Origin of the sequence: Dyadobacter sp. CY351, from assembly GCF_021502625.1 — a bacterium.
Classification (GTDB): Bacteria; Bacteroidota; Bacteroidia; order Cytophagales; family Spirosomataceae; genus Dyadobacter; species Dyadobacter chenhuakuii.
Genome location: NZ_JAKFFU010000007.1, coordinates 21,251 through 42,476, shown reverse-complemented (window position 1 = coordinate 42,476; position 21,226 = coordinate 21,251). Strand labels below are relative to the sequence as shown.

13 protein-coding genes, 1 tRNA gene and 1 pseudogene are annotated in these 21,226 nt (G+C 44.9%); 11 read left to right on the top strand and 4 right to left on the bottom strand.

All coding sequences use genetic code 11. From position 1 onward, the window contains the following. Position 1 precedes the first annotated feature (1 nt). The 10 genes and pseudogenes from L0660_RS14435 (at position 2) to L0660_RS14390 (ending at position 13,269) form a co-directional block, all read left to right on the top strand. Positions 2-934, top strand: a complete 933-nt coding sequence (locus tag L0660_RS14435) for a phosphoribosylaminoimidazolesuccinocarboxamide synthase (protein WP_235160107.1) — start codon at positions 2-4, stop codon at positions 932-934. A 56-nt stretch (positions 935-990) separates the two neighbouring features. Beyond that, complete coding sequence (locus L0660_RS14430) at positions 991-1,413, top strand: STAS domain-containing protein (RefSeq protein ID WP_235160106.1); 423 nt, start codon at positions 991-993, stop codon at positions 1,411-1,413. Positions 1,414-1,799: 386 nt separating this feature from the next. Then, complete coding sequence (gene gltB / locus L0660_RS14425) at positions 1,800-6,383, top strand: glutamate synthase large subunit (RefSeq protein WP_409013404.1); 4,584 nt, start codon at positions 1,800-1,802, stop codon at positions 6,381-6,383. A 64-nt stretch (positions 6,384-6,447) separates the two neighbouring features. Then, a complete protein-coding gene (locus L0660_RS14420; RefSeq protein WP_235160104.1) occupies positions 6,448-7,956 on the top strand; it encodes a glutamate synthase subunit beta in 1,509 nt (502 codons plus the stop codon). 119 nt (positions 7,957-8,075) lie between these two features. After that, positions 8,076-8,699 carry a polysaccharide deacetylase family protein gene (locus L0660_RS14415; RefSeq protein WP_233797636.1) on the top strand — a complete coding sequence of 208 codons (624 nt, stop codon included), beginning with the start codon at positions 8,076-8,078 and terminating at the stop codon, positions 8,697-8,699. Positions 8,700-8,751: 52 nt separating this feature from the next. Further along, positions 8,752-9,753 carry a glycosyltransferase gene (locus tag L0660_RS14410; RefSeq protein WP_233797635.1) on the top strand — a complete coding sequence of 334 codons (1,002 nt, stop codon included), beginning with the start codon at positions 8,752-8,754 and terminating at the stop codon, positions 9,751-9,753. Positions 9,754-9,758: 5 nt separating this feature from the next. After that, positions 9,759-10,511: pseudogene (locus tag L0660_RS14405) on the top strand (TatD family hydrolase); the annotation flags it as partial. Positions 10,512-10,547: 36 nt separating this feature from the next. Next, positions 10,548-11,621: an asparaginase gene (locus tag L0660_RS14400; protein ID WP_235160350.1), complete on the top strand. Its 1,074-nt coding sequence runs from the start codon at positions 10,548-10,550 to the stop codon at positions 11,619-11,621. A gap of 88 nt (positions 11,622-11,709) precedes the next feature. Then, positions 11,710-11,796: transfer RNA gene (locus L0660_RS14395), tRNA-Ser, on the top strand. 252 nt (positions 11,797-12,048) lie between these two features. After that, positions 12,049-13,269 carry a site-specific integrase gene (locus L0660_RS14390; protein WP_235160103.1) on the top strand — a complete coding sequence of 407 codons (1,221 nt, stop codon included), beginning with the start codon at positions 12,049-12,051 and terminating at the stop codon, positions 13,267-13,269. Positions 13,270-13,732: 463 nt separating this feature from the next. Here L0660_RS14390 and L0660_RS14385 read toward each other — a convergent pair whose 3' ends face one another. Further along, on the bottom strand, positions 13,733-14,014 hold the full coding sequence (locus L0660_RS14385) for a hypothetical protein (protein WP_235160102.1): 282 nt from the start codon (positions 14,012-14,014) through the stop codon (positions 13,733-13,735). A gap of 305 nt (positions 14,015-14,319) precedes the next feature. On the opposite strand from L0660_RS14385, the gene L0660_RS14380 reads away from it, so the two are divergent. Then, positions 14,320-15,858 (top strand): IS1182 family transposase, encoded by a 1,539-nt coding sequence (locus tag L0660_RS14380; protein WP_235160101.1) that lies wholly within the window; start codon positions 14,320-14,322, stop codon positions 15,856-15,858. 554 nt (positions 15,859-16,412) lie between these two features. Here L0660_RS14380 and L0660_RS14375 read toward each other — a convergent pair. The 3 genes from L0660_RS14375 to L0660_RS14365 form a co-directional block, all read right to left on the bottom strand. Further along, the gene (locus tag L0660_RS14375; protein WP_235160100.1) at positions 16,413-16,847 is read right to left on the bottom strand and encodes a response regulator; all 435 of its coding nucleotides are present in this window, start codon (positions 16,845-16,847) and stop codon (positions 16,413-16,415) included. A gap of 46 nt (positions 16,848-16,893) precedes the next feature. Next, entirely contained in the window at positions 16,894-17,913 is a 1,020-nt protein-coding gene (locus L0660_RS14370; protein ID WP_235160099.1) for a chemotaxis protein CheB, read from the bottom strand. A gap of 69 nt (positions 17,914-17,982) precedes the next feature. Further along, complete coding sequence (locus tag L0660_RS14365) at positions 17,983-21,168, bottom strand: CheR family methyltransferase (protein ID WP_235160098.1); 3,186 nt, start codon at positions 21,166-21,168, stop codon at positions 17,983-17,985. Between the last annotated feature and the right edge of the window lie 58 nt (positions 21,169-21,226).

The window sequence follows — 21,226 nt, the reverse complement described above, 5'->3', positions numbered from 1 at the left end:
GATGAATAGCATTCCAGAAACCAACTTTCAATTTCCTGGCCAGACAGGTTTTTACAAAGGCAAAGTCCGCGACGTTTATTCCTTCGAGAAAAAACTTGTGATGGTCGCCAGCGACCGCATTTCGGCTTTTGACGTGATTTTGCCCCGCGCTATTCCCTATAAAGGACAGGTTTTGAACCAGATAGCGGCGCATTTCCTGAATGCAACGTCGGGCATCGTGCCCAACTGGCTCGAAGAAGTGCCAGATCCGAATGTGAGCATTGGTTTGAAATGCCAGGCTTATCCGGTTGAAATGGTGGTAAGAGGATATTTGGCAGGACATGCGTGGCGGGAATATTCGCTTGGAAAGCGCTCGGTATGCGGCGTTTCGTTGCCAGATGGCTTGAAAGAAAATGACAAACTCCCCCAGCCGATCATAACGCCAACCACGAAAGCGCACGAAGGTCATGACGAAGACATTTCGCGTGAAGAAATCCTTGCGCAAGGGCTTGTAAGCGAAGATGATTACGAGCATTTGGAAAAATATACGCTTGCGCTTTTTGCCAAAGGAACTGAAATGGCTGCCGATCAGGGACTGATCCTGGTGGATACAAAATATGAGTTTGGCCAACTGGATGGCATCATTTACCTCATTGACGAAATCCACACGCCGGATTCATCGCGCTATTTCTATGCAGACGTATATGCGGAAAACCAGCGGGCAGGACTTCCCCAAAAACAGCTTAGCAAGGAATTTGTAAGGGAGTGGCTCATTCAGAATGGTTTCCAGGGAAAAGAAGGCCAGACTGTTCCGGTAATGGACGATGAGCGCATTCAGCTAATCTCCGACCGTTACATTGAGTTATTTGAAAAAGTAACAGGCAATAAATTCCAGAAAAACAATCTGGACGATCCATTGAAAAGAATAGAAAACGCCATTTTGAGAGCGCTGTAATCACATTCTGTTGATATTTTATTAAAAATCTTGTTTGAACAAAACAAAAAATTGAAATGAACTATAAACTGGAAAAGAAAGAACAATTCGTATATATAGAGCTGGAAGAGCCCGCATTTGCTGGTGACGTCCCGGCGGCATTTGAGGAAACGGCGCGCGAAATTTTTCGTGAAGGTTACCACAATCTGATCGTCAATATGCAGCCTGTGAAATCGGTGGATGCGTCAGGAACTGCAATTTTGAAAAAGATAAACTGGCTTTGCGCCAATGATCTCGGCCTGCTCGTGATCGTGACGCGGGATGATGATTTTATGGACTTGCTGGAAGATCTGAAAATTCCGGATATGGAAGTTTTACCATCCAAAGAGGAAGCCATTGACGCCGTTTTCATGCATAGTCTGGAGAATGAATTTGGTGCAGGCGACGATGGTTATGATGACGAAGATTACGACAATGTAAGCGAATCCAAAGAGCCATAACCAGCACAAAAAATTCATAAACACAATTGCCCAGCCTTGAAAGGCTGGGCTTTTTTTGGTCATAATAGAAAGATTTATTATTTTAACAAGACGGTATTTGGATTTAGGTAAGACAGCTTAATAGTGGTTTTTGATTATGAATTTGACAACTAATCACTAAAAGCACTGATCGTTTTATCAATATTTCTATATTAATTGTGATAAAAAAATCAAAATCTCATACAGATAGAAAATTTTGCCATTTCCGTATTCGGCCAAATATCTTTTATGGTTATCTTGCGTGGCTTTACCCAATTCATAACGGGATGGCGGTTTCTTAAAAATTTTTAATTGCTTATTTAAACAAATTCTATTTACGAATTTGTCAACTCTAGAATCTTCGATTAATGTCGCAAATGTCTGAACCAATGGTAGAAAATCAGGGACTGTACCGTCCGGAATTTGAGCATGATGCATGTGGTATAGGTTTCCGGGCTAACATTAAGGGCCGCAAGTCACACCAGATCGTGGCTGACGCCATTCACATGCTCGAACGCATGGAGCATAGGGGTGCTACCGGTTTCGATCCGAACACGGGTGATGGCGCAGGCATTTTGATTCAGATTCCACACGAGTTCTTTGTTGAAGAATGTTCAAAGCTTGGTTTTCAGTTGCCACCTGCCGGTGAATACGGCGTTGGGATGATCTTTTTTCCTGGCAACGAAATCATGCGCGAGGAATGCCGTGACATTCTGAGCCGCAAAGCCAAAAAGCTTGGATTGCATATATTAGGTTACAGAAAAGTGCCAACATTGAACAACACATTGGGCGAAGGCTCATTGTCTGTTGAACCGCATGTTGAGCAATTGTTTATCAAACGTCCGGACGAAGTAACGGACGATCTTGGTTTTGAAAGAAAACTTTACATCCTGCGCCAGGTTTCTGCGCGGATTATCAGAGATACGGTTAAGGGTGTGGAAAGGAGCTTTTATTATTCTTCACTTTCCTGCCGCACGATCTCATACAAAGGCCAGCTTACAACTGCCCAGTTAAAATATTACTTCCCGGATCTGGAAAACGAATCGGTTGTTTCGGCCCTTGCGGTCGTTCACTCGCGTTTTTCTACCAATACATTCCCGTCGTGGGAGCTTGCTCAGCCGTTCCGCTACATTGCGCACAATGGTGAGATCAACACCGTAAAAGGCAATGTAAACTGGATCCGTGCCGGAGAAAAATCATTTGCTTCTGAGTTTTTTACAAAAGAAGAAATGGATATGATCGTCCCGATTTGCGACAGAAATCAATCTGACTCCGCAAACCTGGACAATGCCATTGAATTGTTGCATCTCTCGGGCCGCTCATTGCCGCACGTGATGATGATGCTGATTCCTGAGGCTTGGGACGGAAACGAGCAGATGGACCCGGAACGCAAAGCATTTTACGAATACAATGCTGCTATGATGGAGCCTTGGGATGGTCCTGCTTCGATCTCGTTCACGGACGGTAAAATGGTCGGCGCAACGCTTGACCGTAATGGTCTTCGCCCTTCGCGTTACTGGGTTTTGGACGACGATACGATCATTATGGCGTCTGAGGCTGGGGTTTTGGATGTCGATCAGTCGAGAGTTGTTACAAAAGGTCGTTTGCAGCCGGGCCGCATGTTTGTCGTGGATATGGAGCAAGGCCGTATTATTCCTGATGAAGAAATTAAGGCAGCCGTTTGTTCAGGTCAGCCTTATCAGAAGTGGCTGGATGACAATAAGTTGCACGTAGATCAGCTGGATCACCCGATCCGGACTTACCGCGCTTATGACGACAATGCATTGCTGAAACGTCAGGTTGCATTTGGCTACACATCGGAAGATTTGCGCATGATCCTGGCTCCTATGGGGCAAACAGGTCAGGAAGCGATCGGTTCGATGGGAACGGATGTGCCTTTGGCCGTGCTTTCTGAGCAAAGCCAGCATTTGTCTAATTATTTCAAACAGCTTTTTGCACAAGTTACCAACCCACCGATTGACTCGATCCGCGAACGTTCGATCATGTCGCTGATTTCTTTCGTGGGTGGAACAGAAAATATATTAACAGAGACGCCGAAACATTGTCGCCAGATCGCGCTGCCGCACCCGATTTTGTCGGTGCAGGAGTTTGATAAACTGCGTTTTGTAGATAAAGACGGTTTCCAGGCAAAAACAATCAACACCTATTTCCGTGCTGACGAAGGCGGAAAAGCGCTGGAAAGAGCATTAGAGCGGATTTGCCGCTACGCAACGGACGCAATCGACGATGGATTTGAAATCCTGATTCTTTCCGACCGTGCGATTGACTCGGATCACGCGCCAATTCCTTCGTTATTGGCCACTGCAACCATTCACCACCATTTGATCCGTGAAGGATTGAGAGGAAAAGTAGGGTTATTGGTTGAAGCGGGAGACGTTTGGGAAACACACCACGTTGCCGCGTTGATCGGTTATGGTGCAGCGGGAATTTGCCCTTACATGGCATTTGAAACACTTTCTTTCATGAATCGGAAGAAGATGATTGAAGGCGAGTTTACAGACGAAAAACTGCATTACAACTACATTAAGGCTGTTAATAAGGAGCTTTTGAAGATTTTCTCTAAAATGGGAATTTCAACATTGCAATCGTATCAAGGCGCACAGATCTTCGAATGCGTTGGTCTGAACAAAGATGTGGTTGATAAATATTTCACAGGAACCATTTCCCGAATCAGCGGAATGGGCATTTCTGAGATTGCACGTGAGATTTTGGTGCGTCACAAAGTGGCTTACCACGAAACGCCGGATTCGAAACCGAAGCTGGAAGTGGGTGGATTTTACCAATGGAAACAACGCGGCGAAGCGCACATTTTCAACCCGGCGTCTGTGCATTTGTTGCAGCAGTCTACGAAGACAAACAGCTACGAAACATTCAAGAAGTATTCAAAATTGATTGACGATCAAAGCCATAAGGCATTAACGCTTCGCGGATTGCTTCGTTTCAAGAAAGGAACGAGCATTCCAATTGAAGAAGTGGAGCCGGTTGAGAGCATTTTCAAACGCTTTGCTACGGGAGCCATGTCATTTGGTTCTATTTCATGGGAAGCGCACACAACATTGGCCATTGCCATGAACCGGATCGGTGGAAAATCCAACTCCGGTGAAGGCGGTGAGGATGAATTGCGTTACACGCCTTTGGCAAATGGTGACAGCATGAACTCGCAGATTAAGCAGGTTGCTTCGGGACGTTTCGGGGTTACCAGCCATTATCTGAGCAATGCTGGCGAGTTACAGATCAAAACGGCACAAGGTGCAAAACCAGGTGAAGGTGGACAGCTTCCAGGCTTTAAAGTGGACGACTGGATCGGCCGCACGCGTCACTCGACGCCGGGCGTAGGCTTGATCTCTCCCCCGCCCCACCACGATATTTATTCGATTGAGGATTTGGCTCAGTTGATCTTTGACCTTAAAAATGCAAACCGTCAGGCGCGCATCAGTGTAAAACTGGTTTCTGAGGCTGGTGTCGGAACGGTTGCTTCGGGTGTTGCGAAAGCGCATGCGGACCACATTCTGATCTCCGGTTATGATGGCGGAACAGGTGCTTCACCATTGAGCTCGATCCGTCACGCTGGTTTGCCCTGGGAACTTGGTCTTGCGGAAACGCACCAGACTTTGGTTAAAAACAAATTGCGTGGACGGGTTACCGTTCAGGCTGACGGTCAGCTTCGTACAGGTCGAGACCTTGCGATTGCGGCGATGTTGGGCGCTGAAGAATGGGGCGTGGCGACGGCTGCATTGGTTGCGGCAGGTTGCATTATGATGCGCAAATGCCATTTGAACACTTGTCCTGTCGGCGTAGCAACCCAAAATAAAGAATTGCGCGCATTGTTCTCGGGTAAGCCTGAGCACGTGGTGAACATGTTCCATTTTATGGCCGAAGAGTTGCGCGAGATTATGGCTCAACTTGGTTTCCGGACTGTAAATGAGATGGTTGGCCAGGCTCAATATCTCGAACTGCGTAACGATATCAAACATTGGAAATACAAAAACCTAAATTTCGACGCAATCCTTTATAAAGAAGGCGATCTTTCAGTGGCTCAGTTCAAACAAGAAGAGCAGGATCACGGCATCGACAGCATTATCGACTGGGATCTGATCAAGGCGGCACAACCTGCATTGGACAGCCAGGAGGAAATTTATGCAGAGTTTGCATTGAACAACCTGAACCGTTCGGTGGGAACAATGTTATCGAACGAAATTTCCAAAAAATACGGCGGTGCTGGTCTTGCAAAAGGCAACATTCATTTCAAATTCCGCGGAACGGCCGGACAAAGCTTTGGTGCATTCAACACAGCCGGACTTCGTCTGGAACTGGAAGGCGACGCCAATGACTATTTCGGAAAAGGACTTTGCGGCGCGGAACTGATTGTTTACCCAGACCGCGACTCGAAATTCAAACCGGAAGAGAACATTATCATTGGTAACGTTGCATTCTACGGCGCAACGTCGGGCGATGCTTATATCAGAGGAACAGCCGGAGAACGTTTCTGCGTCCGTAACTCAGGTGCGAAAGTGGTTGTTGAAGGCGTTGGTGACCACGGTCTGGAATACATGACGGGCGGTTTGGCTGTGATTCTTGGTGAAACAGGAAGAAACTTCGCGGCCGGAATGTCGGGCGGAGTGGCTTATGTTTTGGACAAAAACGGCACATTCAAAGAGAAAGTGAACATGGAAATGGTTTCACTCGATCCGCTTAATGAAGAAGATCAGGGTATTTTGCGCGAATATCTGGACAAACATTTCCAGTATACAACCAGCAACATTGCATTCCAGCTAATCCAAAACTGGGAACAATCTGTGAAGCAATTTGTGAAAGTGTTGCCTGCCGATTTCAAAAAAGCGCTGGAAGGACGCAACATTACATTGGCGCAGCAGATTGCCGATAAGAATGTGGTTTACAAAGACATCGTTGTGGATGTAGTTCATCAATAAGCGATTACCCACATTTTGTTGAAGTTGTTTTAATTAGAATAACGATTTAATAAGAAATATAAGAATGGGAAAACCAACCGGATTTTTAGAGTTTGAAAGGGAGTTGCCAAAGAAAAGAAGTGTTGACGAACGTCTTTCGGATTACCGCGAGATTGAAACTGCCCCAACCGACTCTCATTCCAAACAGCAGGCAGCCCGTTGCATGGACTGCGGAATCCCTTTTTGCCACAATGGTTGCCCGCTAGGCAACATTATCCCCGAGTTCAACGACGCGGTGTATGATGAAAACTGGGCGCTGGCTTACGAAATTTTGTCTTCGACCAATAACTTCCCAGAATTTACGGGACGGATTTGCCCTGCCCCATGCGAATCATCTTGCGTGCTCGGCATCAACAAGCCACCAGTGGCGATTGAATACATTGAAAAAGCGATCATTGAGAAAGCGTTCGAACTAGGCCTTGTAAAACCAAGAATTCCGAAATTCCGCACTGGCAGAAAAGTCGCTGTTATTGGTTCCGGACCTGCGGGAATGGCCGCTGCTTACCAGCTTAACCAAGCCGGACATTCGGTGGTTTTGATGGAACGCGCTGATAAAATCGGTGGACTGGTTCGTTACGGAATTCCTGATTTTAAGCTGGATAAAGCCGTTATTGACCGTCGTTTGGCGGTTATGGAAGCCGAAGGCGTTGAATTCCGCACGAATGTGAATGTGGGTGTGACTGTGAAAGCAAACGAATTGCTGGATGAGTTCGATGCAGTTTTATTGACAATGGGATCGACGGTTCCAAGAGATGTGAAAATCGAAGGCCGTCATTTGAAAGGTGTTCACTTTGCGATGGAATTCCTGAGCCAGCAAAACAAACGCGTGGCGGGCATTAACCCGGAAGTGGATCACCGCGGAGCGCCTTACACAAACGGACAGATCATTGCGAAAGACAAACACGTGGTGGTAATCGGTGGCGGTGACACGGGTTCTGACTGTGTGGGAACATCCGGCCGTCATGGTGCAGCTTCCATTACACAAATTGAATTAATGCCTATTCCTCCGAAGGAACGCGATGCAAGTACGCCCTGGCCAAACTGGCCGATGATGTTGCGGACTTCAACTTCGCACGAGGAAGGCTGCGACAGACATTGGTCTATCAATACAAAAGAATTTGTTGGCGACGAAAACGGCAATTTGAAAGAGTTGAAAATCGTTGACCTCGATTGGCAAAAAGATCCTGAAACGGGCCGTATGCAGATGAAAGAAGTGGCGGGAAGCGAAAGAAACATTCCTTGCGACCTGGCATTTTTGGCAGCCGGATTCTTGCACCCGCAACAAGAAGGCCTTTTGAACGACCTGGAAGTAGAATTTGACGAGCGCGGCAACATTAAAACAAACGGTTACCAATCAACTTCCAATGAAAAAGTGTTTGCAGCCGGTGACTGCCGCCGCGGACAATCTTTGGTTGTGTGGGCGATCAGCGAAGGCCGTGAAGCAGCGAGATCGGTGGATGAATATTTGATGGGACAGTCGTTTTTGGAAGCGAAAGCGGTTTCCATGTTCAACCCCGCATTTGCGCATGCCTGATCGGTGATTTTATAAAAGCTACATATTATATTAAGCGAGAAGCTGCTCCAAATGGGCAGCTTCTTATTTTATATCCCTTTATATTTGACCACAAATATTGGCCGACACCATTTAAAATAATGTTTTTACACCATTCGCCTTTCTGGCTGAAAGCGTTTTTTCCGGGCTTTATCTGGCGCGTTCCGACGCAGGAAAAAAAGATTTACCTGACCTTTGACGACGGCCCTATTCCCGACATTACCGAGTCTGTTCTGGAAACATTGGCACGTTACAAGGCGAAAGCGACCTTTTTTTGCATTGGAAATAATGTGGAGAAACATCCGGAGATTTACAAACAACTGCTTGATAATCAACATGCCATAGGCAATCACACATTCAATCACATGAACGGCTGGAAGACTGAGGATGCAGTGTATCTCGACAACATTAAGCAATGTGAGAAGCAGCTGAATGTGCCGACGAATCTATTCAGGCCACCTTATGGACGGATCAAAAAAAGCCAGTCGCGTGTTGTTAAAAGTGAGCGCGACATTATCATGTGGGATGTTTTAAGCGGGGATTTTTCCAAAGAAATTACACAGGAAATTTGTCTGCGAAAATCGATTCAATACACCCGGCCTGGCTCAATTGTTTTGTTCCACGACAGCGTCAAAGCCGCACCTAATATGCAATACGCGCTTCCGAGGTTTTTGGAGCATTTCAGTAATGAGGGATTTACATTCGAAGCAATGGCGATGAAGTGACGCTATGACATTACTAATGAACACTTTATGATCGCAAAATTTATACTATTACATGCTTCAAACCGGCAATCGCATTAAAGTGAGCGTGCTCGTCGCGGCACGTAACGAAGAAAATAATATTGAAAGATGTCTCAAATCGCTGCATGAACTCGATTTTCCGAAAGAAAATATTGAAATCATTATCGGCGACGACGATTCCGAAGACCTTACCGAAGAGCTTATAGCCGGATTTATTTGGGACAAACACCAGTTTAAATGCCTTAAAATCACGAAGCAAGTTGCAGGATTAAAGGGAAAAGCTAATGTGCTGGCGCAGCTTGCGCACGAAGCCAAAGGTGATTATCTGTTCTATTGTGACGCCGACATTACCGTTGCGCCGACCTGGGTAAAGGGCATGCTAAGGCATTTTAAAGAAAAAACCGGCGTCGTAGTCGGCCTGACGCGCATGAAAAAAAGCCATTTACGAGCAGATCTTTTGTCCACCGAATGGCTGTTTGCACTGAGTGTCGCACGCTTTTTTTCTTTGTTCAAAATTCCTATGACCGGCATGGGTAACAACATGGCCGTGGCTCGGGAAGCGTATTTCGCCGTTGGCGGTTATGAAAAGCTTGGGTTTTCCATTGTGGAGGATTACACGCTATTCATGGGCATCGCAAAAGGCGGCTATGATTTTAAAATGGCGTATCACAGGGACATTCTGAATGTTTCCGAACCCGTTACCAGCTTTGCAGAGTTGCTGAAACAGCGGAAACGTTGGATGCAGGGCGTTATGCAGTCCTTTTGGGTGACCAAATGGAGCCTGATCTTGTCATCCTTGATCGTTCCCATATTTCTGATTCTCTCCATATGGTTTCCTATCGAGCCGTGGATCGGAATAGGGCGCTATTACGTGCTGATCACGATTATCTCGCTGATTTCCATTGTGTTGCTGCGGCAATTTGACCTTTGGAAAGCCGCGCTGCTGTTCTGGTTTCATATGACGCTGATCGGGTGGATTATGCTGGCCAATTACTTTTTACCTGGAAAAACCGTCTGGAAAGGACGTGAATATTAATACAGATGATTGAAACCCACGCTCATATATACAGTGACGATTATGCTGAGGACCGCGATGCCATGCTTGATCGCGCCTGGAATGCAGGCATAGAGCAGATTTGGATGCCCAATTGCGATCACGCTACCATTCCCGGCATGATGGAACTGGCCGAACGCTTCCCCGGTAAATGCCTGCCGATGATGGGCTTGCATCCGACGTATGTAAAAGATGATTTTGAGACAGAACTTACCATCATCGAAGAATGGCTCGAAAAAGCCAGCTTTATAGCCATCGGTGAAATCGGGATGGATTTATTTTGGGATAAAACATTCCAGGAACAGCAGGAAAAGGCTTTTTTATATCAATGCAAACTGGCAAGAAAACACAATCTCTGGATCGACATTCATAGCAGAAGCGCATTTTGGGAAACTGTAAAACTCATTGAAGAATTTGGAGATCCCAACCTGAAAGGCATTTTCCACTGCTTTACCGGAACATTGGATGAAGCCAACAAAGCCATTGAACTCGGTTTCAAACTCGGCATAGGCGGCGTCTCGACGTTCAAAAACGGCGGCTTGGATAAAGTCATTCCTTTTGTTGACATTGAACATTTAGTTTTGGAAACAGATGCGCCCTATTTGGCGCCCGTTCCTTACCGTGGCAAAAGAAATGAGGTTGCTTACATCGATCTCGTTGCCCAGCGCGTGGCCGATTTGAAACAGATTACCAAGCAGGAAGCCATTATTGCCACCAGTGAAAACGCCAGAAAAATGCTTGTAAAAGCATCCAGCATTCCCCAAAAGCAAATTTGCATGTCATACAGCAAAATCCACATTAATCCCATTTCTCCCGAGCCAACCGTAGGCTCCGTGCTAGTCATTTACACCGGCGGAACATTGGGAATGGTCTACGAAACCAAAGGAAAGCAACTCGTCCCATTCAATTTCGACCAGATCATCGACCGCGTTCCTGAGATCAGCAGGCTTAATTTTGACATAACATTCCTCTCCCTGTCCGAGCCCATCGACTCATCAAACATGAGCCCTGAAATCTGGATCGAGCTGGCGACGATCATTGAACAGGAATATGCGCAGTACGACAGCTTCGTTATCCTGCACGGCACGGACACAATGGCCTATACAGCCTCCGCACTTAGTTTTTTACTCGACAATCTCAACAAACCCGTCATTCTCACCGGCGCACAACTGCCCATCGGCGTCGCTCGTTCGGACGCCCGGGAGAATGTAATCACCGCATTGGAACTCGCCGCAGCCAAAAATGAAAACGGCCAGCCAATGATTTCGGAAGTTTGTATTTATTTCAATTCAATGTTGCTCCGCGGCAATCGCAGCAAAAAGCGCGAAAGCTCCGATTTCAATGCGTTCCACTCCGAAAACTATCCCGCACTCGCTAACGCCGGCGTGAGGATTGAATATAATTTACCCTACATTAAGTCTTACGAACCCAACCAGCAACTGACGGTCCACAAACACATGGACAATCATGTCGCATTCCTGAAAATGTTCCCGGGAATCAGTCAGTTAGTGGTCGATTCCATCCTCAATATCAAAGGCTTAAAAGGCATCGTTCTGGAAACATACGGAGCTGGCAACGCCACCACCGCGCCATGGTTCCTCGATGCCATCAGCACCGCCATTGCCAGAAACATTCTCATTTTCAACGTCTCCCAATGCGACGGCGGCCGCGTCGCACAAGGCCACTACGAAACCAGCCGCTTCCTTAAACAAGCCGGCGTAGTAAGCGGCTCCGACATCACCCCCGAAGCCGCCATCACCAAAATGATGTATGTGTTTGGAAAAGAACAAGACGTAGAAAAATGCAAGGAAATGCTGGCAATGCCATTAAGAGGCGAAATGAGTATCTAACATATTTCGCAACTGATCTTCATTAAACGCACCATTGTATTTGCATTTAAAGTCATAAAAGCTATCTTTGCACCCCTTACCACAACACAGAGAGGTGTCCGAGTGGTTGAAGGAGCTACCCTGGAAAGGTAGTATATGGGTAACTGTATCGAGAGTTCGAATCTCTTCCTCTCTGCAAGTAAGAATACCAAAAAGCATCAAAAGCCTGTAAATCATACATTTACAGGCTTTTTTGTTTTTCAGATTTTGTCAAAATATGCAAATATTCGCAATATCTAGGTGAGCATCGGGTGAGCACTTCGAAATAGCAAAAAAAGTGCTCACCTAAACTGCTGTAACAATCTGAATTACAACCTGTTCATCAGATAAACATCTTGATTTTTTGGAAGCATCGGTAGTAGTTTTGTTCCACTAAATATCGAATGTTATGTTATCAAGAAATCTGACTATGTTTTTTTATTTGAAAAAACGTAGCAACTACAAAAGCGGCAAACTGCCAATTTACATCCGCATTACCGTAGAAGGAGAGCGAATGGAAATATCAACCAAGAGGGAGTGTGAACCAGAAAAGTGGAATTCTCAAACTGGACGAAAAAACGGGACAAAGGATGATACGAGGACTTTGAACGCCTACCTAGATGCCCTTCAATTCAAAATTTATGAAATACAAAGGCAAATCATCGAATCAAATTTATTTTTAACTGCTGAATTAGTCAGAAACAAGATAAATGGAGTAGCGGACAAGTCAAAGGGAATTTTGGAAGTGTTTCGAGATCACAATAAAAAATTGGAACAACTTGTAGGAAGCGACTACGCGCTTGGTACGTTAACACGGTACAAGACCACTTACGACCACACAAAGACATTCATACTCTGGAAATACAAAACCTCTGATATCGACATACTGAAACTAGACTACGACTTCATCTCAAGTTTTGAGTTCTGGATGAAAACTGTTCGGAAGATTGGTCATAATACCACAATGAAATATCTCACGAACCTAAAAAAAATCGTTTTTATCTGCATCAAAAATGGGTGGCTTGTAAAAGATCCTTTCATAGCTTTCAAAATGACTATCAAAGAAGTTGATAGAGACGCTTTGACTTCAATAGAAATTCAAAATATTTCCAAGAAAGACTTTGAGAACGAGAGACTAGATCAGGTTCGAGATATATTTCTGTTTTGCTGCTATACCGGTTTGGCATACGCGGATGTGTTTAAACTCAAAAGGTCGGAGATTATTGATGGAATAGACGGAGAAAAATGGCTATCGATTAAAAGGCAAAAAACAGATACGCCTTCGAGGATTCCTGTTTTGCCAATGGCAATGATGGTGCTTGATAAGTATCAGCAACATCCACAATGTGTAACCAAAGATAAGTTGCTTCCTGTACTTTCAAATCAGAAAATGAATTCCTATTTAAAGGAGATTGGTGATGTTTGTGGGGTCACGAAGCCCATTACCTTTCACCTAGCTAGGCACACTTTTGCAACTACGATCACCCTTACCAACGGCGTGCCGCTCGAAAGTGTATCTAAGATGCTTGGGCATCGCAACATCAAAACGACTCAGCAGTATGCGAAGATCGTTGATAAGAAGATTAGTGATGACATGAGGAATTTGAGGGCAGTTCTTGAACAAAAATAGATTATACAGAGATTTAGCGCTACCGAAACTTCCTCCTAACTGATATCATTCGGTAGCGCTAACATTTAAAATCTGGGTGAGTTGAGTACGTTTTAACGTGTCCCTTTGAAGACTATTGTAATTTGATTTGGCGTACGACTATTCTGTAATTTGAAAGTGGCAAAATCAAGCATCTTTGGATCTAAAAGGGAAGGCAAACTGAAGGGCGCTAGAGTACTATTATACCACCGTTTCCGCGTACCCTGATTAAACGACAAATGGGAGAAGTAGTAACGAAACGAAGCTCACTGTTGGCCATACAGATTATGTAGGAATATAGATAACTTCACAAACCGAAGATTTTCTGGTGTGTACGAACGGATCTCGGGAAATCTATCTTATTGCCCAACATGTTACATGTAGTATTCCCGACAACCAAGTGATACCACATTTTTGACTTTGGCAGATAATGCTAACGTGCCGATTAGCTTTGTGTTTCAGGCAAAGTCTTATAAGCATTGACGAGACAATCGTAAATGGTAGCTTTATTCAACCTGTCCTGGTCTCTAAGTTCGAATTCAAAGAGCCTGTCAGTGGATTCATCATAAACAAAGAATGACAATGGGTCTTTGTGAGTATAAATCTTGTGGGGTTTGTTGCCAATCCATCCCATATAAGGCATAAAGTTGTCAAGCTTAAATTTCTTGATCTCACCGATAAATTGATAATCTGTCATTTCAGTGAATTTTCCACTTAGGTAAGACATACTGGGGCTAAAAGGAAAAAGCAGTTAGCCTTCGGTCGGCTTGATTTAACTAACGGCAATGCTGTATAGCATCTCGCTCCGGATGGTCTGGTCAACTAGGGCCTTTCACCCATGAGTCAGGTTCGTGTAGGGCGGTGAAGTTACAGGAGTATACGCTTTAACCACGGTTTGCATGAACCCGGCGGTGCATAAAAACATTGGGGTGATTCTAGATTGTGTAAAAATTCGTTCGTGGGCGTTGCAGAACTCGGACAAAAACAGCTCAATTTTCTTCCGGAATACCTTGATTTTTTGTAACTTCAGGAATGCAAGGAAGAAAAAATTACACGGAAAAACTGTTCACCAGCTTTCAATTATCTGACCGGGTGCCGAAGGATAATTTCTATCGAAGACTGAGAGAATCCTTGGATTTAAACTCCATTTATAAGGATACCAGCGAGCTTTATGGGAGCACCGGAAACCCATCCATAGATCCTGTTGTATTTTTTAAGTTGATGCTCACGGGTTATCTGGAAAATATAACCTCTGATCGAAAACTGGTAGAGCATTGCTCGATGCGCATGGACATTCTTTATTTTTTGGGATACGATATTGATGAGCCGTTACCATGGCATTCCACTATCAGTCGGACCAGGCAGTTATATCCGGCTGAAGTATTTGAGATGCTTTTTAATAAAGTATTTACAATGTGTGTCCAAAAACGCATGGTATCAGGTCACACCCAAGCCGTAGATTCCGCACCCGTGAAAGCAAACGCATCAATGGAAAGTATTAAGCTGAAAAAGCCTTTTCAATCTATTGAGCGCCACTTTGAGATTGTAGATATTGAAAACCAGCCACCAGCCCTCACTCCTCCCACAGGATTAATCACAGCTCCACAGCATCAACTGAGTAGGGTAAAAAAACACCAGGATAAATTACGTGACAATCCCGTGGCTTCGGTTGGTGCATCACATGAGAAAGCGCAGTTAGTTAGTAACAAAACGCACTACAATCCGCATGATCCGGACGCGCGTATTTCAGTTAAGCCTGGTAAGGCAAGAAAATTCAATTATCACTGTAGCATGGCAGTAGACACAGCAGCAGGCGTAATCAGTCATATACAAGCAGATTTTGCCGATGGTCGTGACAGTCAGTATTTGCCCGGCTTAGCAAGCTCAATACAAGACAGGCTAACTAAAGACGAGCTTATAATGACTGATTTAGTTGCAGATGCGGGCTATTCCAATGGCTATAATTATCAGTTCCTTGAAAAACAGAATATATCAGCCTGGATACCGGTATTCGGTATGTATAAGCCAGAAGTTGAAGGTTTTCTTTATGACAATGAAATTGATCAGTTTTCGTGTCCAATGGGCAAGCTACTTTCCTTTAAGGCATTGGAATATAATGCCGATGGTAAACCCATGAAAGCTTACTGGGCATCGAGAAAGGATTGTATGAGCTGCATACTTAAGGCTACGTGCGCGCCAAATACAGGCTGTAAAAGGATCGTAAGGACAGCATTTGATCCGGAGTATCAAAGGGCTTATATCAGGCAACACAGCAGACGGGGAAAACGAATGAAACGGGTGCGCCAGAGTACAGTAGAGCCAGTCTTTGGTAGTCTGGTTCAGTATTATGGACTCAATAAGATAAACGTACTAGGCAAAGAGGGCGCACACAAGAACATGCTGATGGCTGCCATAGCGTTTAATATCAAAAAATATCTCAAAACGACAAAAAGAAAAGTCGTTATAAATGCTGCCATGGAACCTAGTTGTACTAAAATCAACAAATACGCTCGTCTTGCGACTTTTTTAGCAAGTTCTTCTCTCTTTTTGCCAGTCAATGCAAATACTTGATTGTTGATTCCCCAATTTCCTAGTTGATCGGACCACTTCTGCAACAGCCACGTTCGTTTTATTACATACCTGATGGGCCTGGATTCAGATCTTTGATGTAAACATTAGGACTCTTCTGCAACCCAAAAATGTTGTTGATCGCTAAAATATACCTAACTTACATATAATCAGTTTAATCTGAGTTTCTTCTCCGCCCTGTTTAAAGCTATTCGGTCAAGCCACTCCTTGACCTTTTTCTTTTGGATCAATCAAGCCACACATCACATATTAGGAAACTACCTTTAACAGGCTCATCACACTATTATCTTTTACTTCAAAGGCGAATACTAGTCTTAGAAGCCAGCCATAGCGACATTTTGGAAAGATTAGCCGTTGTCGGACAATGGCACAACCGTATAAGTGAGCGCATTAGTGAGCTGGCAATCAGACTTGCCAACCCTATCAGCCTTTGAAGATACCCACCTTATAATCCGGCAAACGGTAAACACCTACCGTTAATTCTGCCATCTATGGAGCTTATTCGTAAAATGCTCCCATACTATATCAAACATTTACTACTGAGCATTTTTGATATAGTTTGGTGATTCACATTCTTGCCAATACTCCACAATTTTTACTATCATTTTTTTTAATCTATCATAATTACTCGGTTTGATAAAGAATCCCTGGATCGACCTTGAATACGCCTCGATGACATGCTTTTGTTCGGCACTTGTAGAAAAGAAAAGATAGGGTATGGATTTGAGTCTCAAATCTTCGTTGTTATGAATTTTTTCATACAGTTCCATCCCATTTAATTTTGGCATGTTGATGTCAGAAAGGACAAGAAAAGGTTCAATATTTATATGTGTTAAGTACTCCAAAGCTTGTACACCGTCTCCAAAAAAAACCAGTTCATTCTTATAATTCAGTTCTTTGAAGATTTCCGACAGGATGTCCTGGTCGTCCATGTCGTCTTCTATAATTACAATAGGTCCTTTTTTATTCATAACCGTTTACTTTTCGATGTTAATTAAGTACTAAAAATAGTCTGCATCAAGCGGGTGTATCCTGAGCAGTTCCCTTGTCATCTGCAAGCAGGATGGCCTTGATCCGGTCAATGTGCACCTGTGAAAGCTCGGCCCTTTCAAGTGCCGATTTTTTAATTGCCCCGGTTTGCTCTTTTGCAAACGTTGTTAAAAGGTTTCTTCTTTCTTCAAACATGCGAAGGGCTGTCCACATCGTTTCTTCGATCTTCAAAGTTTGCTCGGCGATCAAGGCTTGCGCTGTATAGGCGTGACCTGTATGACAGCGGTAACGCGTCAAGGGGCCTTTGTCCACTTTCCATAAAACACCGCCACAACCTGGACAGTTGAAAGGCACCTGGTCGCCCAGCGAATTGACAGCAGGTAAATCACTGAGTACGCGTTTGGCAATTTTTGCCTCGATCAATATATCCTTTGGGACAGGCCCGCTTTTTTCTGGTTCTGCTGCCAGAAGCTGATACAGCAAACCGCCCATTTCCATAATGGGCAAACAAAAATCCACGTCTACCTGCTTAATCGCATTGGCAGGCATATCAGGATATTCTGCATCTGTTGGGTCTTGGACTATACAAGTCCCGCCGCACCGCTTGATCGCAATCATCCCGGCTGTTCCATCATCCAGGTAACCCGTGAGCAAGACCCCAATCACATTGCTGCCAAAAACAACAGCAGCAGAGCGAAACAATGGATCAATCGCAGGCCGGGAGCGGTTTTCCTGCGCCCCTTTGGTAACCAGGATCTTCTGGTCATCACCAATCATTAGATGGTGATCAGAAGGTGCCAGGTACAAATGTCCGTCTTTAAGGCTATCTCCATTTATAGCATGCTGACAGTGGATGTTGGTTTGCTTGTTAAGCACGTCCAAAAGAACGCTGCCCGTAGCATCAGCTGAAATATGCTGGACAACCAGTATGGGTGCTGGAAAGTTATCTTGCAGCTGGTTGATCAATGTTTTCAGTGCATTCAGGCCACCGGAAGACGTGCCAATGACGACAACCTTTCCAGGTAAGGCTTTTTTGTTTTTTGCCATAATAATTTGGTGATGAAGCGTGGACAATCTGGGTAAGCCACTTAACAGGTAGCACGCACTGGCTATCTGTTATTGTAGCACGGCTACTGGAAAATAGATCACAAATTTGCTCCCCTTGCCAGGCGTGCTTTCAACCCGGATACTGCCACCGGCAGCATCGATTATTTTTTTAGCCAAATAAAGCCCGATCCCCTGGCCTTCATGGTCAGTTTGGAGCCTATGGTACTTATGAAAGATTTTATCAATATCATTTTCGGCCATCCCACTCCCATTATCCTGGACTGTCAGCGCAGTGAATTCGCCTACCGTAGCAGTCTGGATGGTGACAACAGGTGTATGTTCTGATCGGTACTTGATAGCGTTTGATACCAGGTTGAATAAGATGCTTCGCAAATTCTTTTTAGAAAAGAGTATTTGACCTACTTTAAAATCGCTTGTAATTACCGCTCCGGTCTGCCTAATCTTGTCCCCCAGGCTCCACAGTATACTGTCCAGGATTTCATTCAGCTCTACCATCTCGGTCAAAATGGCTTCGTCTTCAATTCTGGCAACTCTGCCGATGTCCTTGACCAGGGCCTGGAACTTATTGACTGAATTGTCAATAATGTTTAAAATTGGTTTTAGCTCTTCATCGTCTGCCCGCATTTCACTCAATAACCCGACACTTACACCTATATTACTCAGTGGTCCTAGCAAGTCATGAGATGCCGTATGTACAAAATTATCCAGGTCGCCGTTTATGCGGACCAGGATTTCATTCTTTTTGTCCAGCTGGTGTTGTATCTCTTTTAGGCTGGTAATGTCATTGAAAGTAATAATTGCGCCGGTCCTTTTATTGCTGACCTGCTGAATATAAGGCATGGTCATGACCTGGTACCACTTGCCGTCGTTTGCCTGGATTTCTCGGGTAATGGAATAACCGTTTTCCAGTACATTGTTGATATCCTCAGAGAGGGTTTCAAACCTGAAATTGGTCGAAATATTACTGATGGGCCGCCCGATGTCGCTTTCCAGCAAGTTGATATGTCGGACTGTTCCTGGCGAAAACCGCAGTAGCCGAAGGTCCGAGCTAATAAAAAGCTGGCCATTAATATTGCTTTTGAAGTAATTGTTCAGATCATCGTTAAGCTCTAATAGCTCCCGATTCTTTAACTGGTAATCCGCATTGATTGTGTGCAGCTCTTCATTGATGGACTGCATTTCCTCATTGGTACTCTGCATCTCCTCGTTGGCTGAGAGCAGCTCCTCATTAAAGGACTGCATATTTTCGTTGAGTGCAAACAGCTTTTCGCTGGCAGCGGCCAATTGCTCTTTTTGGTCTCTGTTTTCTTGTTCTAAAAACCTGGTATAATCGTCCAGATAAAGCTTCTCGTCAAACTGCATTGCACCTGCTGGCAGGCCGGGACCTTCATCCTCGGTCAACTGTACAACCAAGAACCCATTAGGCCTTCCTTTGAAGACCATCGGGCTAACCGACAGGTTTACTTGGATTGCCTGTTGTCCCTGCTGGATCACAACACCTGTTACCACCGATTTTTTATGGGTTTCGCTCACCTTCTTGCAGGCTGTCTTGTATGCAATGTTTAAGGGGCCAGGCAGAAGTTCTGTCAAATCTGATGTCAGGATCTTTTGGGTAAGAAACCTATCAGTAGGACCATAAGATTTAAGCACCTTGTTGTTTTCATCAACACAAACAAGCAGGCGCTGCTCTTCATTAAGTACCGTTTCATGGATTGCACTATCCAGGGTGCGGTCGGGGGTTTTATTTGCTTCCGGCTGAGAAACCGCTAAGCTGGCCGGCTTATGATATGTATATTCCGGCACGGTAAATGTTTCAAAGTTTACTGATGGGACTGCATCCAGTTTCTTATAGATCTTTGCATTTTTATCAATGACTTTAAGGCTTTTCAATATGGGCGAAGGGTTCTCACTAGACCCTAAAAACAGGTATCCTTCGGATTTAAGTCCAAAAAGAAGCATGTGATAAATTTTCTGCTGCAAGGTAGGCGTCATATAGATTAGCAAATTGCGGCAGCTGATCAGGTGCATATTGCAGTATGGCGGGTTTTTTACCAGATCATGCCTGGAAAAGATGACCATCTTCCGTAATGCAGCACTTACCTTGTAATCTTCCCCTTGCTGCACAAAGTACCTTTCCAGGTAAGGTTGTGGCATCTTGGACACCACGGCAGCAGTGTAGATGCCTTTACCAGCATGCGTAAGGGCAGCGCTGTCAATATCGGTAGCGAAGATTTTTACTTCATGGTCCTGGATCTTGTCTGCTAAAAGCTCGCGCAGAAGGATTGCCATCGAATAGGCTTCTTCGCCAGTAGCACAACCAGTAACCCATATTCGGATTTCCTGGCCAGTAGAAAGACTTTTAATGATGGAAGGCAGAATGCGTTTTTCCAGCGCATCAAATGCTTCGGTGTCCCTGAAAAAAGCGGTCACACTGATCAGGAAATCTTTGGCAAGCGCGTCTATTTCATTGGGAGAACCTTTGGCGAATTCGAGGTAATTTTCGAGCTGCTCAAAGTTATTATAGGCAGCCCTTCTTTTGATCCGGCGCAGAATAGTAGACTGCTTGTAATCTGAGAAATCCAGTGGAAGCTGCTGGCTAATAAGCTCAATCAAACTGGCCATATTCTCTCCATCCGAAATGCTGGCCGCCAGTAAATCAATTTCCCGCTGGACGTAATCTTGAATCGTAGCCGGCATGGCCTGGGGCTCGACAATAAAATCTACCATTCCCGTTGCAACCGCATTGGAAGGCATGCTGTTGAATTCGGTGGTATCCGGGTTTCGGGCGATTACCATCCCGCCTGCCTTTTTGATGGCTTTCACGCCATCGCTGCCATCAGAGCCAAGGCCCGACAGGATAACGCCAATTGCCTTGGGACCACAGTCCGCAGCAAGGGAAGATAAGAAGGTGTTGATGGTCATGTGCGGGCTGCGCACACTGGATTTATCGCTTAAATGTAAGTGGCCCCTTTCAATGGTCATAAACTTATCTCCGGGGATTACATAGACAAAATTGGAGCGCAAGTCCATCCCTTCTACCGCCTGAACCATGGCCAGCTTGCTGTACCGGGACAAGACTTCTGCCAACCTGCTTTCATAATCAGCAGATAAATGCTGGACTACAACATAGGCGACGCCATCCAGGGGTGTATTTTCAAAAAAGGCAACCAGCTCATCAAGGCCCCCGGCCGATGCGCCGATGGCAACAATATGATGTGGTTCAATTGAATTCATTAAAAAGGTTAGGTAAGGTACAGGATGCGGGCTGTAAGTGCCCCATTTCCAAATAATT